This window comes from Streptomyces sp. L-9-10 (genome assembly GCF_004151105.1).
Classification (GTDB): domain Bacteria; phylum Actinomycetota; class Actinomycetes; order Streptomycetales; family Streptomycetaceae; genus Streptomyces.
Genome location: NZ_PHRF01000008.1, coordinates 23,207 through 45,341 on the forward strand (window position 1 = coordinate 23,207; position 22,135 = coordinate 45,341).

The window sequence follows — 22,135 nt, forward strand, 5'->3', positions numbered from 1 at the left end:
CCCTCCATGGCTCCCAGTCCTGCTGACGCGACATCTCCACAGTTCGACCCGTTGGGCCTTGAGTTGCTCGGCCGCAATCTCCGAGAGGAGATGGACGGGCGTCCACGTGTGCCCCTGGACGAGGTAAAGCCGTTTCCGGGCGCAGGGCTATATGCACTCTACTACAAAGGCGACCTTGAGGTCTATAAGGACCTGAAAGGTCTCGATGTCCCCATTTACGTGGGTAAGGCGTCGGCCAGCGATAGCAGCTACGGAGACCCGCCGGACATGACCGAACGAAAGCTGTTCGGCCGAATAAGAGACCACCGCAATAGCATTAAGCAAGCCGATAATCTCGACCCTTCGCATTTCGATGTCAGGTTCCTGACCCTCGACGACATCTGGATCGTCCTGGGCGAACGAGCCCTTCTGCGTGCCTATAGCCCAGTTCTCTGGAATACGGTGATGCCTGGTTTCGGGGGAAACTCGCCAGGTAGAGGGCGAAGGAACGCACGCTCGGTCTGGGATTCAATCCACCCGGGACGAAAGCGGGCTGCGAGGCTGCTCTGCAATCGCAATTATAGTGATGCAGAAATGAACCAGCTCATCTCGGATGGCATCGACATCTCACTGATGGAGGCGGGGGAGCAGCGCGACAAGGAATTGAAGGCATTTCGCAATCGCCCTGCGCAAACCATTTGGGAGGAGGCGCAGGGCTCCGGGCAAGGGCCTAAACCTGTCCTCGTCTTCCGGGAGAGTGTGTTCATGGAGGAGAACAGTCGATTCGGATTCGACCTGAGCACTCTTGAATGGGAGTTGGCTGACGCTCCAAAGCAGACAACGGCAGAAGCCGCCGCGCTCGACGCTCTCGAAGGATGAGCGGCGCATGACAGACAGCCCCGCACTCGCACCGTCCGTCTTGCGTGCTTCGACACACGCGGTTACCCACGTGGGCTTGGTGCAAGGGAACCGCCAGCATCGGGCTCGTTGGAAGGAGACGTACGAGTAGCAGCGGAGGACGGCCGGAAAGCTGTCGGCGCTGGGGTGGGTGGAGTGGCCGGGGCGGGCGTCCGGCGTCGGTACCCTGGAGCGCATGTCTACTGCCCCGGTTCGCGTTCGTTTCGCCCCGTCCCCGACCGGCATGTTCCATGTCGGTGGTGCACGGTCCGCTCTCTACAACTGGGCCGTGGCGCGACAGTCCGGCGGCACGTTCGTCCTGCGGATCGAAGACACCGACGCGGCCCGGAACAAGCCGGAGTGGATCGACGGGATCATCAACGCGCTCGCGGCGATCGGCATCCACGGCGAGGACCCGGCCTTCGAGGGGCCGTACTTCCAGTCGCACAACGCCGACCGGCACCGGGAAGCGGCCCAGCAGCTCTTCGCTGCCGGTCGGGCGTACTACTGCGACTGCACCCGGGAGCAGTTGAAGGAGCGCACGGGGTCGGAGCACCTCGGGTACGACGGGTTCTGTCGGGACCGAGGGCTGGCCTTCGAGGAGGGCCGGGCGCTGCGGTTCCGGACGCCGGACGAGGGCGAGACCGTTGTGGTCGACCTGGTCCGCGGCGAGCCAGCGTTCCCCAACAGCGCGATCGAGGACTTCGTCATCGCCCGCGGTAACGGATCCCCTGTCTTTCTGATCGCGAACGTGGTCGACGACCTGGACGAGGGAATCACGCAGGTCATTCGCGGTGAGGAGCACCTGTCGAACACGCCGAAGCAGCAGTTGCTGTGGGAGGCGCTCGGTGCCAAGCCGCCGGTGTGGGCACACCTGCCGGTGATTGTGAACGAGAAGCGGCAGAAGCTGTCCAAGCGGCGCGACAAGGTCGCGCTGGAGGACTATCTCGCCGAGGGCTTTCTGCCCGAGGCGATGGTGAATTACCTGATGCTTCTTGGGTGGGGGCCTGGCGGCGACCGGGAGATCATGCCGTACGAGGAGCTGGAGCAGCTCTTCCGGATCGAGGACGTCAACACCGCGCCGGCGTTCTTCGACGTGAAGAAGCTGACGGCGTTCAACGGCGACTACATCCGCGCGCTGTCGCCGGAGCAGTTCGCCAACGCCTGCGTGCCGTGGCTCGTCGCCCCGTACGCGCCGTGGGCCCCCGAGGCGTTCGACAAGCACGTCTTCGAGGTGGCGGCCTCGCTGGCCCAGACCCGGCTGGCGCTGCTGTCGGAGATCACCAGCTACGTGGACTTCCTGTTCCTCGACGAGCCGGTCGAGGACGAGGCGTCGTGGAACAAGGCGATGAAGGCAGGCGCCGGCGACATTCTGTCCGACACCCGTGCCGAGTTGGCCACCGCCGCGGAGTGGAAGGCGGACGGCCTGAAAGCCGTCCTGCTCGCCGTCGGCGAGAAGCACGGGCTCAAGCTGGGCAAGGCGCAGGCACCCATCCGGGTCGCGGTCACCGGCCGGACGATCGGACTCCCACTGTTCGAGTCCATGGAACTGCTCGGCCGGGACCGCGTGCTAGCCCGCCTGGACGCCGCGGCCAAGAAGCTGGCTGCCGCGCAGGCGTAGCCGTACGTCAGGCGACCTTCGCGAGGAGGTCGCCCCAGGCGTTGCCGAAGTAGTTCAGATCGAACCGGGCCAAGGCCTCGTACGCGGCCTTGGTCTCGGTCTGGCGTGCCGCCGCGCGTTCCCGGACCTGCGCCGACAGGCGACCGAGCTCCGGGGCCGGCTGGCCGGTCAGCGTGGAGAGGTTGCCCAGGCCGGCCACCGGGCGTATCAGGCAGGGCAGGCCAAGGAGCAGGGCCTCGGCCGCGCAGCGGCTCCAGCCTTCCCGCATCCGAGGGAGGAAGACGCCGACATCGCATGCGCGCAGCAGCCGCAGGTACCGCTCGCGCTCCACGTCGTAGTGGGCGCCGTCGAAGCCGATGGTGTTGCTGCCGCTGGTGATCACCCACAGCCCTGGATCGTCGGTCAGGGCCGCGGAGACTTCCTCGGTGCCCTTCCAGTGCACGGCCTTGCCCGCGTACACGCCGATCACGTCCGGGGGCAGGCCGAACTCGGCGCGGCATTCGGTTCGGTCGAAGCCCCGTGCCCGCTCGACCTCGGTCATGTCGAAGGCGTTGTAGATGACCCGTACGTTGAGGATGCCTCGGGCCCGGAGAAAGTCCGCCCAGTACGGGGCGACGCAGACCACGGCGGCGCATTGCGGCAGCACTCGGAACAGGCGTTCCCAGAGCATGGCCTCGATGGGGGCGGAGTCATGCTGCAAGGGCTCGTAGTGGTGCAGGAGGAACACCGTGCGGGCCCGCATCTCGGGTGTGAAGAGCAGCAGGCTGAGGTCGTCCCAGACGAATGTGCCGGTGGCGTCGTTCAGCGCTCTGACGGTCGGGGCCACGCGGGCGAGGTGGCGGAGCTTGCGCCAACGGCGGACGCTGTAGGTGCGCTTGTGGTCCGGGACCGTGCGCCACTCCACGTCGTCGGCCGTCGCCTCGTGGAGCATTCGCAGGTAGACCCGGCCACCGGTCCGGCCGACCGGCTCCATCGAGTAGACGACCCTTTTCACGGACGTATCTCCTGTCGGTGTCGGACGTACTCGGTGTGGAGCAGTGAGTGCATGGCCTCCAGTTGGGGGCTGAGGCCACGGGCGGCGTCGGCGAGCGGGAGGTGGAAGTCGCCCAGGCTCCGGAGGAACCGCCGACGCCGGTCGTGGTTCGGCGAGACGGCGAGATCGCGCAGGTTGTGGAGGCGATCGGCGAGCCGGACGAGGAGGTCCTCGGCAGCCAGTGCGGCCTGCTTGAAACGCCAGCGGGTCTCGTCGCCGACGGCCTTGGGGCGCTGTTCGAGGCGGTGGTCCGCCGTCATCGCACACAGACGCGCGGTGAAGGCGCCACCGAGGTGCTGCACGAGCAGCGCCTCCGATTCGGGGGCCACCTCCAGGGCGTCGTGGAGGAGGGCGAGGAGGAGGGACTCGGGTTTGCTGACGCCGATCTCCGTCCTCAGGATCATGACGACGGCCAGCGGGTGCTTCAGGTACGGGGTGCCCTGGTCGCGGGTGCGGCCGTCGTAGACGGCAAGGGCGAGGCCACCGGCCACGCGGGCACGGGATTGCTCCTCCGTGCTCCACGCGGCGGCGCCGAGCACGGTCAGGACGTGGTCCAGGTCGATGGGATTCATCCGCCTCACCTCGTACAGACGGTCGTGGCACGGGGGTCGGGCACGTGGTCGGCGAGGAGCAGGGTGTCCGTGACCGCGAGGGCGTCGAGGCCCAGTTCTGCCGCCGCTACGACGGCCTGCTCGGAGGTCCGCAGGATCGGGGTGCCCTTGCGGTTGAAGGAGGTGTTCAGCAGGAGTGGCAGTCCGGTGCGGTCGTGGAATCGCTCCAGGAGTTCGCGCAGGCCCTGATGGTCGGCGGCGACGGACTGCACGCGAGCCGTGCCGTCGTGGTGGGTGACTGCGGCGATGCGGTCCGCTCGGCATCGGCGGACGCGGGCGACACGGTTCATGAAGGGGTCGCCCGCCGACATGAACCACTCCGCCGCGTGCTCGGCGAGAACGGCCGGGGCGAAGGGCCGGTACGTGGCTCGCTTCTTGATCGCGTTGAGCCGGTCTCGCGTGGCGGCGTGGCCGGGGTGGGCGAGGATCGAGCGATGCCCGAGGGCTCGCGGCCCGAATTCGAGCTGTCCCTGCACCCAGCCGACGACGCGGTGTTCCGCGAGCAGAGCGGCCACCGTGGGCGCCAGTGCCGGCCGGAGGCCGGTCAGGGCGCGGTAGCCGGTCGGCACCGTCGTCGCCGGCAGCGCGCCCGGATGCGGGCCCCAGGCCGCGTCGGTCGGCACCGGAAGGCGCTCCTGTCCGAGCTGGTAGTGCCAGCCGTACAGCGCGGCACCCACGGCTGTGCCCGCGTCGTGCGGCGCCGGTGCCACGAACAGGGTGTCGAAGCCACTGTCGGCGGCCAGTTGGCCGTTCAGGTGGGAGTTCAGGGCGCAGCCGCCCGAGAACACCAACGTCGAGGCTCTGGTGAGCCGTTGCAGGTGGCGGGCGATGTGGACGACGGACTCGGCGAAGACCTCCTGGACGGCGGCGGCCAGGTCGGCTCGCTTGTGTTCAGGCTGCTCCGCGACGTTGTCGGCGGTCCAGGCCCGGCCACTGAGCAGCAGCGGTGTGCTGCTGTCAGTCGAACCCCAGGGGTGATCGATGCGTATCTCGCCGTCGTCGCCGAGCCGGACCAGCTCGCGGACCTGGGCTCCGTAGCGCTGGGGATCGCCGAAGGCCGCGAGCGCCATCATGCTGCCCTCGGGCTCGTCGCCGGGCGGGATCACCCGACGGGCGAGGTTCCGGTAAAAGTGCCCGAGAGAGGAGTGGACGCGCCTGGGCCGGGCCGGGCTAGGGATGACCGTCGGCATCCCCTGGTGGAGGCGGTCGATGCGATCGGGCCGCAGGTCGTACCCCGTGATGCGCTCACGGCCTGGGCCGAAGTCGGAGCCGAGGGAGGATCCGCCGGCGTCGATGACGAGGCCCGCCGCGTGCTCGTGGCCGGAGAGCAGATAGCCGGAGAGCACGTGGGCCGTGTGGTGGGAGAGGAGACGGAGGTGTTCGCCGAGCGGGGTCGGCAGGAGGGTGGCGAGTTCGTCGCGCTCCTCGGCCAGCCACCAGCCGGCGGCGGGGTTGGGGCGCATGGAGGCGGCCCAGACGGCATCGATGTCCTGTGGTTCGAGGCTGGCAGCCTCCAGGCACCACTGGAGCGCGCGAGTCGGGAAGGTGAGCGTGCCCTTGCGGGTGGGGTGGTTGTGTTTGACGCCGCTCCAACGTTCTTCCTCGGCCGCGTAGAGGCGGCCATCGACGACTAACGCGGCGCTGGTGTCGTGGTGGAAGTTCAATCCGAGGACTGCCGGCATGGTCGTGTACCTCCGGTCCGGGTCAGACGGTGAGCGCGGGGACGGGGACGAGAGCGGCGCCGGAGTCGGTGTACTCGTGGCAGCGCAGGCAGAACCGGAAGTGGTGGGCCCGGGGCGCGAACACCTTGGCGGCGAAGTCCTCGTCCCAGATGCTGAATTCGCTGTCGTCCTTCGCCATGGCGTTGAAGCAGCGGTAGCAGGACCCGTCCATCTCGATCATCAGGTGCTGGTCGAGGTAGCGGTCGCAGATGCCGCGCAGCTCGTTCGCCGGCTGGCCGACGTCGACGTGGTGGACGTGGTTGGTGACGTGGATGGCGCCGTACGTGTCGCACAGTCTCGCGAGCTGCACGAGGCGGGTGGAACTGATGCCTTCCAGGACGCTGTTGATGACCACGGTCTTGCCGGCCTCGCGAAGGCGGGGCACGACGTCGTGGACCTCGTCGTAGTTCTCGTGCTCGTCGTCGCAGCCGATGAGGACTTGGTCGTACGAGCGGAGGGTGGCCTCCATGATCCGCTTGTTGCGGGCCAGGGTGATGCCGTTCGTGCCCAGGACCATGACCTTGTCCGGCAGGCGAGTGCGGGCCGCGTCGCTGAGTGCGGGGAAGTCCCGGTGCACGGTGGGTTCGCCGCCGTTGATGTGCAGTTGCTGGAACGGGATGGTCTCCAGCCTGGCCAGGATGGTGGAGAACAGCTCCAGGGAGATGTTCTCGCCCTGCGCGCCGTCGGCGAAGATACAGAAATCGCAGGACCGGTTGCACTTTGTCGTGATCTTGATCTTCGCCGTCTTCAGGACGCGGGGCACGGGCGCACGCGCGGGCATGTCGAGACTCCTTGTGTCAGGGGTGGACATCACCGGGGGTGTGGCTGAGGAAGTCCTGCACGGTGGACTTCTGCCGGTGCCAGCGCGCGAGGGTCGCGCGCAGGGTGCCGACGGTGGTCGGTCCGGTGGGAACCAGCGCCGCCATCTGGGCGGCCAGCCGCTGGGCGGAAGTGCCTTCGTCCGCCGCGAGCGCGGTCAGCGTTCGCGTGGCGGCCCGGAGTTCCTTCGCCTCCCGCCGGATCAGGTAGTCGGTCGCCACGCCGGGCGGCGGATCGAGGTAGTACAGCCAGCGGGCGACGCGTACGCGGAGCATCCCGGCGGTCATCGACCAGTCGGTACGAGCGTGATCCTCGCCCCGGCCGGCAGGGTCGTCCGAGTCGGGGACGCGGCGCATGGCCGCCTCCAGGGCGACGTGGGCCGCGCGGAGCAGCTGTTGCGGACTTTGAGGACGGGCTTCGAGCCGGTCTTCGGCGTGCCGGAGGAACAGCTCGGCGTACCCGTCCAGGCCGTCCGGCCGCCATTGGGTTAGGGCGGCCGTCTTGCCGGGGCAGCGGGTCCGTGTCGCGAGCGCGGCGGCGGCGAACCAGCACGGGGCGAGGTAGTGCCAGGCCACGCAGTGGCGCTGGTACGCGGCGATGTCCTCCACCACGTTGTCCGTACTGTCCGCCGCCAGCCGGTACCGGCCGCCCAGCCGGGCCTGGAGGATTCCTCGGTAGAACCGCTCGTCGACCTCGCACCACGGCGCCATCTGAGCCCGGGACTTCCAGCGCTGGAAGTCCCGGGCGCTGCCGCTGATCAGCGACCAGGTTGCGAGCTCGGGCGCGGTGACGAGCCGTCCGTCCGCCTCGGCCACGGTGAACGCGAAGCCGGGCGGATGCTCCAGGAGACGCCGATGGGCGAGCTCCCGTCCGACTGCGGCGGTGTGCGCGGCGGCCAGGCGGTGGTTCCACTCCTCCCAGTCCGCTGGGGCCTGGGGGATGAGGACCCGTACGTCGATGTCGGAGTGGGGAGCCAGCAGGTCAGTCGGCTGCCACTTGTGGGTGAGCATCACCGCCCCGACGCCGTGGGCGTCCAGCTCGTGCTCGTACAGCGCTCCGAGCCCCAAGTAGAGGGGCGTCGCTTCAACCACCGCCATCACCGCTCCGCCGTGGAGGCGCGGGCGCAAGCGGGCCGGTTCGCGTCCGTGGTGAGGAGGGGGAGCAGGGGCAGGACCCGAGCGCCTTCGGGGCGCTCCATCCGGTCCCAGCGCAGGTCGTAGTCGACGTAGTGGAAGCCCTGCCAGGCGTCGTTGGTGTTGCGGTCGAGCATGGCCTGGAAGAGGTACGCGAAGGCGTCGCCGACGGTGTCGTCGGCGAGGTGGGGCTTCAGCGGGATGTCGCGGTTGTGGAGGATGCAGGGTCGGGCCACGCCTGTGGGCGTGATCTTGATGCGGTTGGCGTCGGAGCAGGTGGCGCAGCTTGAGTTGGAGATGAATCCGATCGAGCCTGCCCAGCCATCGGGACGGAGGTACTGCCCGGGGCTGCGGACACCGAGCTCGTCCCTGCGTACCTCACCGGCGTTCGCGAACCACTCGTGGAGCCGGTCTCGAACCTCCGCCTCGCTGATGAACTCGGTTTCGAAGAGCGCCTGAGCGGGGCCGATGTTCTGAAGTTCGATCAACCGGACGGCGATGGGCAGGTCGCGGGCGAGCTCGGCCACGGCGAAGGCGTCGTCCAGGTAGGTGCGCTGGAGAACGCAGTTGATCTTCACACGCAGGCCGAGGGAGAGGGCGGTATCGAGGGTGCGCCGGGTGATGCGTGGGTCGCCGCCGCCCATGATCTCGGCGGACCGGGCCGGGTCGAGGCTGTGCAGGCTGAGGTTGAGGTACGTCAGACCGGCGCGGTGGAGCTTCTCGACGCTCAGTCCGCGGCGCAGGTTGCCGTGGCTGGTCATGCCGATCGCGGCGTCGGGCCCGAGGCCGTCGGCGAGGCCGGCGATCACGTCGAGGATGTCCGCCCGGAGGGTCGGCTCCCCTCCGGAGCAGTGCGCCTTCCTGATTTCCCAGGCTCCGGCCTCGGCGGCGATGACCGCGTAGTCGGAGGCGGTCAGGGGACGGTCCTTGTGCCCGTAGTCCGGCATGCAGCGCGGCTTGCAGAACACGCAGTCCAGGTTGCAGAGCGAGTTCAGAGTGAAGGCCAGGTAGGGGTGGTTGCGGCCGGTCGCGGCGAAAGCGGCGGCCAGGTCGCGATGGGGTGCGGTGGGCATCGGTCAGCCTCCTACGTAGGGAGAGCGGGCAGCGGGCGTCTCGGCCAGGCCGTTGAGCGGCTGGCCGGTGAGGTATCGGCGCAGGTTGTCGGCGAAGAACGCGACCGCCTCGTCCATGTACGTGCGGCACAGCGTGGAGCTCTTCGGGGTGAGGACGACCCGGGGGTGGAGCCGTAGCGGATGGGTGGCCGGCAACGGTTTCGGGTCGAAGACGTCAAGAGCGGTGCCGCGAAGGTGGCCGGCGTTGAGTGCGGCCAGGAGCGCCGACTGGTCGACGGTCACGGCGCGGCCGAGGTTGAGGAAGAGGGACCGGGGCTTGAACGCCGAGAAGAGGTCGTGGTCGAAGAACCGGTCTGTGGCCCGGGTGGCGGGCAGCAGATCGACCACCACGTCGGCGACGGACACCGCCTGGTGCACCGCTGACGTGTGCATCCACGTGATCCCGCCCTCGGCGGATACCGGCGGTGTCCGCCGTACGCCGATGACGTCCATGCCGAAGGAGCGGGCCACACGTGCGAGGTGTTCTCCGATGCTGCCGCAGCCGACGATGGTCATCGTCGCCCCAGCCAGGTCGAAGAACTCCTCGGCCAAGTCGTCCTTCCACCAGATCTTGTTCCGCTGGGCGAGCTGGCTCATGAACAGTCCGCGGGAGAAACCCAGCACCAGCCCCATGGCGTGCTCGGCCATGGGCTTGCCGTGGAACCCATACGAGCGGGTCAGAGCCACCCCGACGGATTGGGCCTCGGCGACGGGCAGATGGTCGGTGCCCGCTGCTGGGGAGGTGATCCACCTCAGATGAGGCGCCCCGAACAGCCACGACGGCTCGAACCTCCAGCCGAAGTAGACGTTCGCCTCGGCCAGTTGGTGCGGCATGGCCTCCTCGGTCGCCGCGCGGAACTCGACACCGGGGAAGGCGGCGGACAGCGCACGTTCGTGCTGGGCGGACAGCCGCCAGAAGGAGTGGGGGGACTCCAGACTTATCAACACCACCGGCCTGTTCATCGCGCTCGGCCCTCCGCGGTGGGCGCCGGCACCAGAGCCCAAGGGGCGATGCGCTCGATGACGGAGCGGATGCTGGCCTCGTAGTCGTGGCGCGAGCGCACCAGGGCCGCCCCGGCGCTTCGGAGCCGGTCACGTTCTCGGGGCAGGACAGTGAGGGCGCGGTGGAGCGCGGACGCCAGGGACTTGGCGTCCCGTGGCGTGGCGGTGAAGCCGGTTTCGCCCTCGACAACGGTCTGGGCCAGCCCTCCGGCAGTGGTCGCCACAACAGGGCCCGCGCCCGCCGCGAACGCCTCCAGGGGGATGCGCCCGAAGGGCTCCTCTCGGGAGGGGACGACGACCGCGCGCAGGGCAGGGTTGTGCAGCCAGGCCCGGATCGCGGGAGTGAAACGCGTGATCAAGGTCGCGTCCAGGTCGTACGCATGGATGCGCGCCGCCAGGTCCTCCTGGTACGAGGTCGGGAGTTCGGGCTCGTCCGAGGTCACGGCCGCCAGGAGCAGGTGAGGAGCGCGGACCCCGCGCTCCTTCAGGATGTGCAGCGCCTCCAGGAGGTCGTCGAAGCCCTTCGTCGGCACGGCGCGCCCCATGGCGAGAAGGAATCCGGCGCGGGCCTTGAAGGGCAGGGGCGGGGTCTTGGCCGGCCTGGCCATCTCCTCCTGGATCAGCCCGTTCGGGATGCTCACGATGCTCGTCCGAGGGACGGCGTAGCTGACGACGAGGTGGCCTCGCATATGGGAGGAGATGGCACCGATACGCCCGCCCCGGTCGGTCGCCGCCCGCAGGGCATCGCGCTCCCAGCGGACTCGGGACATGTCCTCTGGGCGCGTCAGCACGGTCGTGGAGCGGGGTACGAGCAGCAGGTCCATGGTCGGCACCGTGTAGGGAGCGAGCCCGAGGAACGGGATGTCGAGGCCGATGAGGAGGCACCGCCTCGCTCGATCAGCGATGCGTACGGCCGCCTCGCCGGCCAGGTCGCACAGTTGCACGGAGCCGTGGTTTGAGGTCGGCGGTGCCTGCACCTCCGGGACCGTGACGACCTCGGCCCTGGCCTGCCGCAGCATCTGTTGGACCTCGCTGGTCCACCGCCGGTCGTGCGCTCCCGCGCTCTCCGGAACGTGCGGGGTGATCACGGCAAGACGGCCCGGCGGCAGCAGGCGGACGAGGGCCGTGAGGAAGGCTCGGTTGCTGAAACCGGTGCCCGACTCCGCGCCGTAGAAGCCCTCGTGAAGGGCGACGATGACGCGGGGCCGGCGCACCGCTTCAGGTATGGCCGTGGGCGTGGTTGGTGGAGTCGCATGGTCGATGCGCACCGTGTGGTGCCTCCTTCGAAGACGGGTTATCGCGGGCGTGGGCATCAGGTGCTCGCGGTCGAAGGGCGGTCCCCGCGGGTGAGCCGGCACCAGGCGCGGGTGCCGTGGGCTCCGGTCGTCAGCGACCAGGCGTCGGCCAAGGCCTCGACGATGACCAGCCCTCGTCCCGACTCGGACTCCTCCTCAGGTGCCGGAGGAAATGTTGGAGTCCGGTGAGAGCAGCCGCCGTCGGTGACGGTGATCTCGACCTCCAGACCGCCGACGGTCGGACTCCTGCGGTCGACGCCCAGGACCAGCGGCGGGCTGCCCGAGGCGAAAGCGTTCGTCGCGAGCTCCGACCCGATCAGGCGGGCGTCATCGAGAAGGTCGGCCTCGGTGCCGTGGAGCGCGACTGCCATGGCTCCCCGAGCGACCTCGGCTGCTTTGGGCCCGTACGGCAGATCCGTGATCAGCGTGGTCGTGGCGCCGAGGTCGCCGTTCCTGCGTCCAGCGACGGAGGCCGGAAGCCCGGTGTCCAGCACACTGCCCGGACCGCCTCGGGAGGTGCTCGTATGGTGTCTCAAGGCCCCACCTCTCTCCTCTTTCTCCGTCGGCGTCGAAGCGACGCCTTCCGCCGGGATCCCAGAACACCGGAGGAGGGCGGTCACGCAGGACCCGATCAACGGGTCAACTCGGTCAACTTCCTTGAGAAGGGGGTGAATCAGCCGCCCGAGGGCGTCACCATGGGGAAGCGCGAGAAGTGATGGACGAACCACTGGGGCAAGAGGTGGTCGCACGTGGCACCGCAGGCAGGGGAACCCAACGCCGTACTGGCGGGGTGCCTTGATGAACTCGGGTGGAGCCCGAAGGCACTCGCTCGCAAGCTCAACAGGGTGTTCGGAGCGGGGACGGTGGCCGAGTCGGCGCCGTACCACTGGAGGGACGCCGGCTCCCTGCCGCGCTCGCCGTTACCGATGATGGCGGCTTACGTGCTCTCCCAGGAACTGGGTAGATCCGTCTCGGTGGCCGAACTCTGGCAGGGCCGCGTGGGCGACTCCTCGGTGCTCGTGCCGGCGGACACGGATCTCGCACGGCCCTGGACCGTGCAGGGCATGGAGGCGATCGTGGAGGACTGGGTGATGGGAGGACTCGTCGACCGCCGTCGATTCCTCGCGATCTCGGGCGCGGGGCTCCTCGCGATCGTCGCCCAGTACCTGGACGGCACCGCAGGGCGCGGCCAGTACGCGCCCCGGATTGCGTCGCCCCCGGGTACCGATCCGCTCGTGGACCAGGTGGAACAGCACTTGCCCATGCTTTCCGCACTCGACGACGAGCACGGAGGGGCACGTCATCTCCCCTACGTGGGAGCCCAATTCCGAGCCGTCGGGCTGCTGATTCGCGAAGGCGGCCACACTCCCGCCGTCGCAAGCCGCCTGATCCGTGCTCTCGCGGAGATCGGTCAACTGGCCGGCTGGATGGCCTTCGACGCAGCCGACCATGGTCTGGCGCAGCGCTACTTCACCACGGCACTGCGGGCAGCGCACCAGGTCAACGACCTGCCTCTGTGCGCCCACATCCTCGGCGACCTCTCGTTCCAGGCGGCGAGCCGGGGCCACCCCGCAGACGCCATCGCCTTGGGCGAGGCCGCCCGTCGCGCCGGCGACGCCGCCCCGCCAGCCGTCCGGGCATCCGCCCTGTCCCGCCTCGCATACGCGTACGCCGCCGCCGGCCGCGACAACGACTTCGCCCATACCCGCGGGGCTGCCCGCGAACTGATCGCCAGCCGGGACGGCGGACAGGAGGAGCCCCGCTGGATGTACTTCCTCACTGACAACCACCTGGACTGCCAGGCCGGTTACGGCCTCATCCAGATGGGCCGTGCCCGGCAGAAGGCGAACGGCGGCACGAAGGAGCGGCGCTTCCTCGCCCAGGGGGCGGACATGCTCCGTGCCGGGGCGTACGACGTCCCGCGCGGCGACCCCAGCCAGCGCAGAGCCCTGTTCGAAGGGGCCTGGCTGGCCCTGGGCCATAGCGCCCACGGTGACCTGGAGGCCGCCTGCGAGATCGGCCAGATCGCTGCCGACCGCCTCGATGTCGTGCGCTCGCCCCGCAGCGCGGCCCTGCTCCACCAGCTCGCCGCAGACCTGCGCCGCCGACAGCGCAACTCCCACGTGCGCAGCTTCCTACCGGTCTTGGAGCACGCCCTTGCCGAGCACGCCCCGTCGACGCCGCCTGGCCGTTAGGGTCAGGATCATGACCGCAGGGGAGCGCGTTGTCGTTGTCGGGGCTGGGGTGGCCGGGCTCACCACCGCCGTCGTTCTCGCAGAGGCGGGAGCCTCGGTCCGTGTGATCGCCGAGCAGGTGCCGGGCGTCACGTCGCTGGCGGCCGGGGCGATGTGGGGGCCCTACCTGGTCGAGCCGAAGGACAAGGTCGACGAGTGGGGGCAGCGGTCCCTGGAGATCTTCCGCAAGCTTGTCGAGAACCCGGCCACGGGCGTCCGGCTTACGAGCGGCATCGAGGCGTCCCGCACAGCCGAGGGCCCGCCAGAGTGGGCCACCTCCCTGCCGGGCTTCCGGCCGTGCGAGCCGACCGAACTGCCGACCGGGTTCACGGCGGGGTACCGGTTCACCGTGCCGCTGATCGACATGCCCACCTATCTCGACTACCTCCTGCGCCGGCTAGATGCCGCTGGGGGAACAGTGGAGCAGCGGCACCTGGCCTCGCTCGCGGACACCGGCCCTGCTCCCGTGATCGTCAACTGCGCTGGCCTAGGCGCCCAGACTCTGGTCCCGGACCCTGACCTTCGACCTATCCGCGGCCAGCACGTCGTCGTCACCAACCCAGGGCTGACCGAGTTCTTCTCCGAGGACACCGGCCTCTCGCCGGACCTGCTGTGCTTCTATCCCCACGGCGACACCGTCGTCCTGGGTGGCACTGCCATCGATGGCGAGGGCGACCTCGCCCGCGACGACAAAGCGGCGGCCGGCATCCTCGCCCGCTGCGCCGAGGTCGAACCCCGCCTCGCCCAGGCCCGCATCCTGGAGCACCGGATCGGTGCCCGGCCGACCCGTGCCACGGTCCGTGTTGAAGCGGAGCGGCAGGAGGACGGCACCGTGGTCCTGCACAACTATGGGCATGGAGGCGCCGGTGTCACGCTCTCGTGGGGATGCGCGGAGGAGACTCTGAAGTTGCTTTCCCTCAAATGAATCGCGATGCCTCGCCGCTGTCCTGAGACATGGCGGGGGGGATCGGCTTGGGTGGGCACCGGGCACGTCTTCACTCAGGAGGACGGCTCCTGGCTGCACCCCGGCAAGGTGAACGACCTCTTCGAGCGGCTCGTCACCGCCTCCGGCCTGCCGCCGATCCGGCTGCACGACCTGCGCCACGGTGCGGCAACACTCATGCTGGCCGCCGACATCGACATCAAGATCGTGTCGGACACTCTCGGGCACAGCGACACCCGCATCACGCGGGACATTTACCAGAGTGTCCTGCCCCAGGTCGGCAAGAACGCCGCCGAGGCCACCGCCAAGTTGGTACCCCTCCAGCGCAAGGCCGAGGCAGAGAAGGCGGCCCGCAAGGCCGCGAAGGCCGCCAAGAAGGCCAAGGCCAAGAAGAACCGCAAGGGTGAAGGCAAGCCGCAGGACAAGGCGAACGCCCAGGCCAGGGCCAAGAGGAAGACCAAGCGCCGGAAGCCGGAGAAATAGGTCCCGGCGGCGCTCCGCTCACGCATCGCTCACGCAAGCCATTCCACGGCGTTCCCGCCGTGTGACGCGCCATGCCTCAAGCAACAGAAAACCCCAGGTCACGGGCAGTGTGACCTGGGGTTTCTCTGAGCCGCCTTCGGGATTCGAACCCGAGACCTACGCATTACGAGTGCGTTGCTCTGGCCAACTGAGCTAAGGCGGCGTGCCTTCCGCACCATGGTGCGATCAGCAGCGCGGCCAAGTCTACACAGTTTTGGAGGGTGCTCCGCACACCCCTCCCGTGAGGGTCTTCCCGCAGGTCAGGAGCACTTCTTGCCGTCCGCCGGGGGCGTGCCCTCCAGGAGGTAGGTGTTGATCGCCGTGTCGATGCAGTCGCTGCCGCGGCCGTACGCCGTGTGGCCGTCGCCGTTGTAGGTGAGGAGAGTGCCGGAGGAGAGCTGGGCGGCCAGGGACCGGGCCCACTTGTACGGGGTCGCCGGGTCGCGGGTGGTGCCGACCACGACGATCGGGGCCGCGCCCTGCGCCTCGATGCGGTGGGGGGAGCCGGTGGCCTTGGTGGGCCAGTAGGTGCAGTTCAGGGAGGCCCAGGCCAGGCCCTTGCCGAAGACCGGGGAGGCCTGTTCGAACGAGGGGAGCGCTTGCGTGACCGCTTCGGGGCCGTCGAAGGCCGGCGGGAGGTCCAGGCAGTTCACGGCGGAGTTGGCGTACATCAGGTTGGCGTACGAGCCCCCGCTGTCGCGCTCGTAGTACGAGTCGGCGAGGGAGAGCAGGGCCGCGCCGTCGCCCTTCATCGCGTCGGCGAGGGCCTGGCGGAGCTGGGGCCAGGCGGACTCGTCGTACATCGCGGCGATCACGCCGGTCGTGGCGAGGGACTCGCCCAGCGGGCGGCTCTCGCCGGTCGGGACGGGCTTGGCGTCCAGTGTGGTGAAGAAGGTCTTCATACGGTTCGAGACGTCGGCCGCGGACTTCATGCCGAGGGGACAGTCGGGCTGTTTGACACAGTCCTCGGCGAAGGACCGGAATGCCGTCTCGAAGCCCGCGGTCTGGTCGCGGTTCAGCTCACGGGCCGGGAGGGACGGGTCCATCGCGCCGTCGAGGACGAGGCGGCCGGTGCGCTTCGGGAACAGTTCGGCGTACGTCGCGCCCAGGAAGGTGCCGTACGACGCCCCGACGTACGAGAGCTTCTGGTCGCCCAGCGCGGTACGGAAGATGTCCATGTCACGGGCCGCCTCGACCGTGGACACATGCGGGAGGATCGCGCCGGAGCGCTTCTCGCAGCCCTGGGCGAACTTCTTGAAGGACGCGGCCAGCTTCGCGGTCTCGGCCTGGTCGTCGGGCGTCGTGTCGACCTGGGTGTACGCGTCCATCTCCTTGCCCGTGAGGCACTCGACGGGCTCGCTGCGCGCGACCCCGCGCGGGTCGATGGCCACCATGTCGTACCGGGCGCGGACCGGGGCCGGGTAGCCGATGCCCGCGTACGCCTGGAGATAGCCGATGGCCGAGCCGCCGGGACCGCCCGGGTTGACCATGAGGGAGCCGAGGCGCTTGCCCGGTCCCGTGGCCTTCTTGCGCGAGACGGCCAGATCGATCTGGGTGCCGTCCGGTTTCGTGTAGTCGAGCGGCGCCTTCATCGTGGCGCACTCGAAACCGGGGACTCCGCACGCACGCCACTTGATCTTCTGGTCGTAGTACTTCTTCAGCGCGGCGGGGTCGATGGACACCGCGCCCGAGCCCGAATTCGTATCCGTATCCGAAGTCGATGCCTCCGACGAGGAACTGCCGGAACTGCAGCCGGAGATCAGCAGACCGGCCGCCACGAACGCGGTGGCGGTAATACGGAACAGGCGCCTGGTGTCCATTCAGGGAGCCTAGCCGCCGAATCGCGTACGCGGCCTGTCGGTGCTCGTACGGGTGATTTCCCGGATCCTCTGGAACTCCCGCATTCCCCGGATCCCACAGATTCCCCGGTTTCCCCGGTTTCCCCGGTTTCCCCGGTTTCCCCGGATCCTTGGGTTTCCTGTGCGACCGGCCGCCCGTACGACATCGACCGCCCGTACGACCGGGCTGTCCGCGGTCGCGTACCGTCAGCCCGCCCGCAGCGAGACCGCCATCGCCTCCACCGCCAGCAGCGGCGCCACATTGCGGTCCAGCGCCTGGCGGCAGGCGACGATCGCCTCTATCCGGCGAAGCGTCCGCTCGGGCGTCGAGGCACGGGCGACCCGGTCCAGCGCGTCCCGTACGTCCCCATTGGCGAGCGCCACGCGCGAGCCCAGCTGGATGGCCAGCACATCGCGGTAGAAGCCGGTCAGATCGGTAAGGGCCAGATCCAGGCTGTCCCGCTGCGTACGGGTGGAACGGCGCTTCTGGCGGTCGGCCAGCTCCTTCATCACGCCCGCCGTGCCCCTCGGCATCCGGCCGCCCGCCGAGGCACCGAGCGCGGCCTTCATGTCCTCGGTCTCCTTGACGTCGACATCCTCGGCGACCTGCTTGGCGTCCTCCGTGGCGGCGTCGATCAGCTCCTGCGCCGCCCTGAGGCAGCCTCCGATGTCGTCCACACGCAGCGGCATCCTGAGAACGGTGGCGCGACGGGCCCGTGCCCGTTCGTCGGTGGCGAGACGGCGCGCCCGGCCGATATGCCCCTGGGTCGCGTGGGCGGCGGCATGCGCGGCCTCGGGCTCGATGCCGTCGCGCCGGATCAGGACATCGGCGACAGCCTCGACCGGCGGAGTACGCAGCACGAGGTGGCGGCAGCGCGAACGGATCGTGGGCAGAACGTCCTCCAGGGAGGGCGCGCAGAGCAGCCAGACCGTACGGGGCGCCGGCTCCTCCACCCCTTTGAGGAGGACGTTCCCCGCGCCCTCGGTCAGGCGGTCCGCGTCCTCCAGCACATTGACCTGCCAGCGCCCGCCGGCCGGCGAGAGCTGGGCGCGGCGGACCAGCTCGCGGGTCTCCTTCACGCCGATGGACAGCAGATCGGTGCGGGTAATGTCCACATCGGCGTGCGTACCGATCAGGCTCGTGTGGCAGCCGTCGCAGAACCCGCAGCCCGGCTCACCACCGAGCGCCCGGTCCGGGCTCGTGCACTGGAGGGCGGCGGCGAAGGCACGCGCCGCGGTGGACAGGCCCGAACCGGGCGGACCGGTGAACAGCCAGGCGTGCGTCATCTTCGACGCCTCCGGCGGCTCGGTACCCGCCGCCTCGGCGGTCACGCGCGCGTCCGCGTCCCGAGCGGCGGCGGCGAGCGTCTCCCGAACGCGGTCCTGTCCGACCAGGTCGTCCCATACGGTCATGCGCCGTCACCACCTCCATGCCATGTGCGGTCCCACCCACGTGAGCCCCGGATCCCATTGTGGGGCCGGGGTCTGACAGCCCGGCCCGACTCCAACGCCCCGCCGGAGTCCGACGCCCCGGCCGAGGCCCGGCGGCCCGCCCGAGCCCGACGCCCCGCCCGAGTCCGACAGCCAGCCCAAGCCCGGCGTCCCGACCCAAGCCCGGCCCGGCGGCCCGCCCGGGGCCCAGCGGCCCGCCCGGGGCCCAACAGCCCGACCCAGGTCCGAACAGCCTCCCGCTCACCCCCGACAGCCCGGACTGCCTGGGCCCCGACCTTCCGGCGCCGGAAGGTCCGGCCTCCGGCAGTCCGGGCCAGTCCCTCTAGCGGCGGCGCCTGCCGTCCCCGTCGTCGCCGTCATCGTCATGCGGACCGAGCAGCTCGTCCGCCAGGGTCGGAAGGTCGTCCAGCGGAGTCTCCTCCGCCCAGTCGGAGCGGCGGCGCTGGCGCTCGGGCGTACGTTCCTGACCACCCTCCCGGTGCGCCTCCGGGTTGACCTGCGGCAGCTCCCGCGTGCGCTCGTTGCCGCCCTCGGCGGGCGACGGCCGCGCGTCCTCCCGGAAGAAGCCCCGCGGCACCCGGTCGGCCGGATCGGCGTTCCGTACGGGCGGGAGCACGGCGGTCTCGTCGGCCGCGCGAGCGTCCCGGCTGCCCCCTGCCCCGTCCGCGCCCCGCTCGTCGCCGTGCCCGTCGTCCCGTACCGGCGGGAGCACCGTCGTCTCGTCAGCCGCCCGGTCCGTACGCTCGGCCCGGTCACCCCGGTCCCTACGCTCGCCCCGGTCACCCGGCGCACCCCGGTCACCACGCCCGCCCCGGTCACCCGGCGTACCCCGGTCAGCAGACCGATCCGGGTCCGGCACCTGCGGAATGACGGTCGTCTCGTCCGGATCCGCCGGACGTACCGCCGGTACCTCCTGTGTCACCTCGTCCGGCGTGATCTCCGGCTTCTTCGTGATCTCCGGCTTCTTGAGGAACGGCGTGGGGACCGTGATCTCGTTCGGGGAGACCCCCGGGGCCCCGGCCGAAGCCGCCGCGGCTGCCGCGGCCGCCTCCTCCGCGAGCCGCCGCGCCTCCTCGGCCCGGAGGAGCGCCTCCTCCGCCTTGCGCTGCTTCTCACGGCGGCGCTCCTCGGCCTCCGCCCTGAGCCTGGCCTCTTCCTGGGCCTGCCGCCTGAGGCGCGCCTGCTCCGCCTCGTACGCCCGCTCCTCGGCCTCGCGCCGCTGCCGCTCCTCCTCGGCCTTCTTGCGCGCCTCCTCGGCGCGCTGCCTGGCCTCCTCCGCCTGCCGCTCGGCCTCGCGCTGCCGCGCCTCCTCCAGCTCGCGGCGCTTGCGCTCCTCCTCCTCGGCACGGAGCTTGGCGAGCTGCGCCTGCCGCTCGCGCTCCAGACGCTCCTCCTCCGCCTTGCGCGCGGCCTCTTCCTCCGCCCTGCGGCGGGCTTCCTCGATGGCCGCCTTCCGCGCCTCCTCCTGGGCCTTCACCTCGGCCTCGGAGAGCGGCAGCATCTGGTCGAGCCGGTGCCGTACGACCGTGGTGACCGACTCCGGCTCCTGGCCGGCGTCCACCACCAGATAGCGGGTGGGATCGGCGGCGGCGAGAGTGAGAAAGCCGGACCGTACCCGCTGGTGGAACTCCGCGGGCTCGGACTCCAGCCGGTCCGGCGCCTCCGTGAACCGCTCGCGCGCGGTCTCCGGGGAGACGTCGAGCAGCACCGTCAGATGCGGTACGAGACCGTCCGTCGCCCAGCGCGAGATACGGGCGATCTCGGTCGGCGAAAGATCGCGGCCCGCGCCCTGGTAGGCCACGGACGAGTCGATGTAGCGGTCGGAGATGACGATCGCGCCGCGCTCCAGCGCCGGACGGACGACCGAATCGACATGCTCGGCCCGGTCGGCCGCGTACAGCAGGGCCTCGGCGCGGTTCGACAGACCGGCACTCGACACATCCAGCAGGATCGAGCGCAGTCGCTTGCCCACCGGGGTGGCGCCCGGCTCGCGCGTGACCACCACTTCATGGCCCTTGGCCCTGATCCAGTCGGCGAGCGCCTCGACCTGGGTCGACTTTCCGGCGCCGTCGCCGCCTTCTATCGCGAGGAAGAAGCCGGTCGCCGCCGGGGCCTGCGCCGGGTCGGCGCCGCCGCGCAGCGCGTCACGCAGATCGCGGCGCAACGGCACACCGGACCGGTCGTCCGTCTTGGCGAGGACGACGGCCGCCACGGGCAGCAGCAGCGCGCCGACCAGTATCAGCGTGAAGGCCGCTCCGTCGTGCGCGAAGACGAAGTCGCCGCCGGAGAGGCGGTGCGGGCCGATGGCCGCCGCGACGAGGGGAGCGACGACCACACCGAGCCCGACAAAGACCCTGGCCACAGCCTGTAGGTGTTCGGTGACCCGGCTACGACGGTACTCCTCCGTCTCCAGGTCGATAAGGGTGTGTCCGGTATTCGCCGCGACACCGGCCGTGAAGCCCGCGAACAGCGCCAGGAACAGCACGGTCGCCATGTCCGGCACGAGGCCCATGACGAGCAGCGCTATACCGGTGACCGCGATCGCCAGTGCGAACAGCCGACGGCGGGACAGCGCGGGCAGCACCTTCGCGGCGCCGCGGATGCCCAGCCCCGTACCGCCGGCCAGGGCGAGGACGAGGAGGGCGAAGGCGACGGGACCGCCGCCGAGGTCCTTGGCCTGGAGTACGGCGACGCCCACAGCGGCGGCGACGGCGCCGGCGATCGCGCCGCACGCGAGGACGAACAGCGGCACCGCGCCCGTGCGTCCCTTGTCCCGGCCACCGGCGCCACTGCTCCCGGCGCCGTCCTGGTCGCCGCTGCCGCCGGATGCCTTGCCGCCGGACGTCTTGCCTCCGGATGTCTTGCCGCTCGCACCGCCCACGGACCGGCGCAGCCCTTCGAGCGGGGAACGCGGGCGGGGCGTATGGCCGTCGGGCAGTTCGAGGAAGTAGAGGGTCGACACCGACGCGGCGAACAGCCCGGCCGCGACATACGACCCGAGGGCCGCCTGATGCAGCGAGAACCACTCGATGCCCGTGCCCAGCAGATTGCCGATCAGCGTGGCGACGAGCAGGGCCGCCGCGGCGGCGGGGACGGCGGCGAAGGACGTACGGAGGGAGAGCCGGCGCAGCGCGTCGAGGTGGTCGGGCAGCGGGCGTACCGCGGCGCCCTCCAGCGGCGGAGCGGGCAGCAGGGCGGGAGCCGCGCTCTCCTTGGCGACCGTCCAGAAGCGCTCGGCGACGCCGGCGACGAAGACCGTGCTGAGGAGGATCGGCAGGGCGCGGTCGGGGGTCCAGTCCAGCCACAGCGGCGCGACGATCAGAAGCGCGAGACGCAGTACGTCCGCGACGATCATCGTCCAGCGACGGTCCAGTGGGCCACCGTCCCGCGCGGGCTTGGCCGCTTTGCCCTTGACCGCCGTGGCCCCGGACGCCTCAGGCGTCTCGCAGCGCCCAGCCGCGTCAACCGCGCCGGCCGCGCCGGCGGTCCCAGTCGTCTTCTTCGCCTTGGTCCTGGCCCCGGACCCGCCACTGGGCGCGATCAGCGCCGTCAGCGGCCCCAGGAGCACCGCCCCGAACAGCAGCGTCGCCAGAACCCGGGCCCCGAACACGGCGGCGACGGCGAACGCCACCCCCCGGTATCCAGCACCGAACGAGCCCTCGGCGATCGCCGCCTGCAACGACAGCAGCAGAAGCACGAGTACGGCGAGTACGTCGCCGATCCCGCCGACGAACTGGGCACCCCAAAGCCGCCGCAGCGGTGGAAGGCGCAACAGAGATCGTACGGCGCGCTCTCGTGAGTCTGCGGCAAGTGCGTCGGAGTCGGAGGTGGGGCTCACGACCGTTGGCTGCTCGGCTCGCGTCATCCGCCCAGCCTATCCGCAGCCGGTGACAACCCTGGAGCCCCGTCCGAACAGAGAGCGG

The 22,135-nt window shown here is 70.2% G+C and carries 16 protein-coding genes, 1 tRNA gene and 1 pseudogene; 5 read left to right on the forward strand and 13 right to left on the reverse strand.

Going from position 1 to position 22,135, the window contains the following annotated elements; all coding sequences use genetic code 11:
* Positions 1-6: 6 nt before the first annotated feature.
* Positions 7-858, forward strand: a complete 852-nt coding sequence (locus CU044_RS02045) for an Eco29kI family restriction endonuclease (RefSeq protein ID WP_129766697.1) — start codon at positions 7-9, stop codon at positions 856-858.
* Between the two features lie 262 nt (positions 859-1,120).
* Positions 1,121-2,497 carry a glutamate--tRNA ligase gene (gene gltX / locus CU044_RS02050; protein WP_240045292.1) on the forward strand — a complete coding sequence of 459 codons (1,377 nt, stop codon included), beginning with the start codon at positions 1,121-1,123 and terminating at the stop codon, positions 2,495-2,497.
* A 7-nt stretch (positions 2,498-2,504) separates the two neighbouring features.
* On the opposite strand, the gene CU044_RS02055 is transcribed toward gltX, so the two are convergent.
* From CU044_RS02055 to CU044_RS02095, 9 genes are read right to left on the reverse strand one after another with little or no spacing between them, the layout of a single operon-like run.
* On the reverse strand, positions 2,505-3,491 hold the full coding sequence (locus CU044_RS02055; RefSeq protein ID WP_129766699.1) for a glycosyltransferase: 987 nt from the start codon (positions 3,489-3,491) through the stop codon (positions 2,505-2,507).
* Positions 3,488-4,102 (reverse strand): HD domain-containing protein, encoded by a 615-nt coding sequence (locus CU044_RS02060; RefSeq protein WP_129766700.1) that lies wholly within the window; start codon positions 4,100-4,102, stop codon positions 3,488-3,490. The genes CU044_RS02055 and CU044_RS02060 overlap by 4 nt, the downstream gene beginning before the upstream one ends.
* A 5-nt stretch (positions 4,103-4,107) precedes the next feature.
* Positions 4,108-5,823, reverse strand: coding sequence for a carbamoyltransferase C-terminal domain-containing protein (locus tag CU044_RS02065; protein ID WP_129766701.1), 1,716 nt, complete (start codon positions 5,821-5,823; stop codon positions 4,108-4,110).
* 22 nt (positions 5,824-5,845) lie between these two features.
* Positions 5,846-6,643, reverse strand: a complete 798-nt coding sequence (locus tag CU044_RS02070) for a radical SAM protein (protein ID WP_129766702.1) — start codon at positions 6,641-6,643, stop codon at positions 5,846-5,848.
* 16 nt (positions 6,644-6,659) lie between these two features.
* Entirely contained in the window at positions 6,660-7,778 is a 1,119-nt protein-coding gene (locus CU044_RS02075) for a hypothetical protein (RefSeq protein WP_129766703.1), read from the reverse strand.
* Positions 7,778-8,887: a GTP 3',8-cyclase MoaA gene (locus CU044_RS02080; RefSeq protein ID WP_129766704.1), complete on the reverse strand. Its 1,110-nt coding sequence runs from the start codon at positions 8,885-8,887 to the stop codon at positions 7,778-7,780. Before CU044_RS02080 ends, CU044_RS02075 begins: the two co-directional genes overlap by 1 nt.
* 3 nt (positions 8,888-8,890) lie before the next feature.
* Positions 8,891-9,889, reverse strand: coding sequence for a D-2-hydroxyacid dehydrogenase (locus CU044_RS02085; RefSeq protein WP_129766705.1), 999 nt, complete (start codon positions 9,887-9,889; stop codon positions 8,891-8,893).
* Positions 9,886-11,196, reverse strand: a complete 1,311-nt coding sequence (locus CU044_RS02090) for a glycosyltransferase family 4 protein (protein ID WP_129766706.1) — start codon at positions 11,194-11,196, stop codon at positions 9,886-9,888. The genes CU044_RS02085 and CU044_RS02090 overlap by 4 nt, the downstream gene beginning before the upstream one ends.
* A gap of 44 nt (positions 11,197-11,240) precedes the next feature.
* Complete coding sequence (locus CU044_RS02095) at positions 11,241-11,759, reverse strand: ATP-binding protein (RefSeq protein ID WP_240045283.1); 519 nt, start codon at positions 11,757-11,759, stop codon at positions 11,241-11,243.
* Positions 11,760-11,972: 213 nt separating this feature from the next.
* Between CU044_RS02095 and CU044_RS02100 the strand changes: the two genes are divergently transcribed.
* From CU044_RS02100 to CU044_RS02110, 3 genes and pseudogenes are all read left to right on the forward strand, one after another.
* A complete protein-coding gene (locus CU044_RS02100) occupies positions 11,973-13,418 on the forward strand; it encodes a transcriptional regulator (RefSeq protein ID WP_129766707.1) in 1,446 nt (481 codons plus the stop codon).
* 10 nt (positions 13,419-13,428) lie between these two features.
* Positions 13,429-14,382, forward strand: coding sequence for an FAD-dependent oxidoreductase (locus CU044_RS02105; protein ID WP_129766708.1), 954 nt, complete (start codon positions 13,429-13,431; stop codon positions 14,380-14,382).
* 39 nt (positions 14,383-14,421) lie between these two features.
* Positions 14,422-14,883, forward strand: a pseudogene (locus CU044_RS02110) (tyrosine-type recombinase/integrase); the annotation flags it as partial.
* A gap of 128 nt (positions 14,884-15,011) precedes the next feature.
* Here the strand turns inward: CU044_RS02110 and CU044_RS02115 are convergent.
* The 4 genes from CU044_RS02115 to tmk all read right to left on the reverse strand — a co-directional run bounded on the left by CU044_RS02115 (position 15,012) and on the right by tmk (position 22,077).
* Positions 15,012-15,085 (reverse strand) — tRNA-Thr (locus CU044_RS02115).
* A 97-nt stretch (positions 15,086-15,182) separates the two neighbouring features.
* Positions 15,183-16,742, reverse strand: coding sequence for an alpha/beta hydrolase (locus CU044_RS02120; RefSeq protein WP_129766710.1), 1,560 nt, complete (start codon positions 16,740-16,742; stop codon positions 15,183-15,185).
* A gap of 225 nt (positions 16,743-16,967) precedes the next feature.
* A complete protein-coding gene (locus CU044_RS02125) occupies positions 16,968-18,173 on the reverse strand; it encodes a DNA polymerase III subunit delta' (protein WP_129766711.1) in 1,206 nt (401 codons plus the stop codon).
* A gap of 361 nt (positions 18,174-18,534) precedes the next feature.
* Complete coding sequence (gene tmk, locus CU044_RS02130) at positions 18,535-22,077, reverse strand: dTMP kinase (protein ID WP_129766712.1); 3,543 nt, start codon at positions 22,075-22,077, stop codon at positions 18,535-18,537.
* Between the last annotated feature and the right edge of the window lie 58 nt (positions 22,078-22,135).

What these genes read in the sequence shown, in the direction of transcription:
- CU044_RS02045 (WP_129766697.1), top strand. Translation starts at nt 7, where the DNA reads ATGGCTCCCAGTCCTGCTGACGCGACATCTCCACAGTTCGACCCGTTG.
- gltX (WP_240045292.1), top strand. Translation starts at nt 1,121, where the DNA reads ATGTTCCATGTCGGTGGTGCACGGTCCGCTCTCTACAACTGGGCCGTG.
- CU044_RS02060 (WP_129766700.1), bottom strand. Translation starts at nt 4,102, where the DNA reads ATGAATCCCATCGACCTGGACCACGTCCTGACCGTGCTCGGCGCCGCC.
- CU044_RS02065 (WP_129766701.1), bottom strand. Translation starts at nt 5,823, where the DNA reads ATGCCGGCAGTCCTCGGATTGAACTTCCACCACGACACCAGCGCCGCG.
- CU044_RS02070 (WP_129766702.1), bottom strand. Translation starts at nt 6,643, where the DNA reads ATGCCCGCGCGTGCGCCCGTGCCCCGCGTCCTGAAGACGGCGAAGATC.
- CU044_RS02075 (WP_129766703.1), bottom strand. Translation starts at nt 7,778, where the DNA reads ATGGCGGTGGTTGAAGCGACGCCCCTCTACTTGGGGCTCGGAGCGCTG.
- CU044_RS02080 (WP_129766704.1), bottom strand. Translation starts at nt 8,887, where the DNA reads ATGCCCACCGCACCCCATCGCGACCTGGCCGCCGCTTTCGCCGCGACC.
- CU044_RS02085 (WP_129766705.1), bottom strand. Translation starts at nt 9,889, where the DNA reads ATGAACAGGCCGGTGGTGTTGATAAGTCTGGAGTCCCCCCACTCCTTC.
- CU044_RS02105 (WP_129766708.1), top strand. Translation starts at nt 13,429, where the DNA reads ATGACCGCAGGGGAGCGCGTTGTCGTTGTCGGGGCTGGGGTGGCCGGG.
- CU044_RS02120 (WP_129766710.1), bottom strand. Translation starts at nt 16,742, where the DNA reads ATGGACACCAGGCGCCTGTTCCGTATTACCGCCACCGCGTTCGTGGCG.
- CU044_RS02125 (WP_129766711.1), bottom strand. Translation starts at nt 18,173, where the DNA reads ATGACCGTATGGGACGACCTGGTCGGACAGGACCGCGTTCGGGAGACG.
- tmk (WP_129766712.1), bottom strand. Translation starts at nt 22,077, where the DNA reads ATGACGCGAGCCGAGCAGCCAACGGTCGTGAGCCCCACCTCCGACTCC.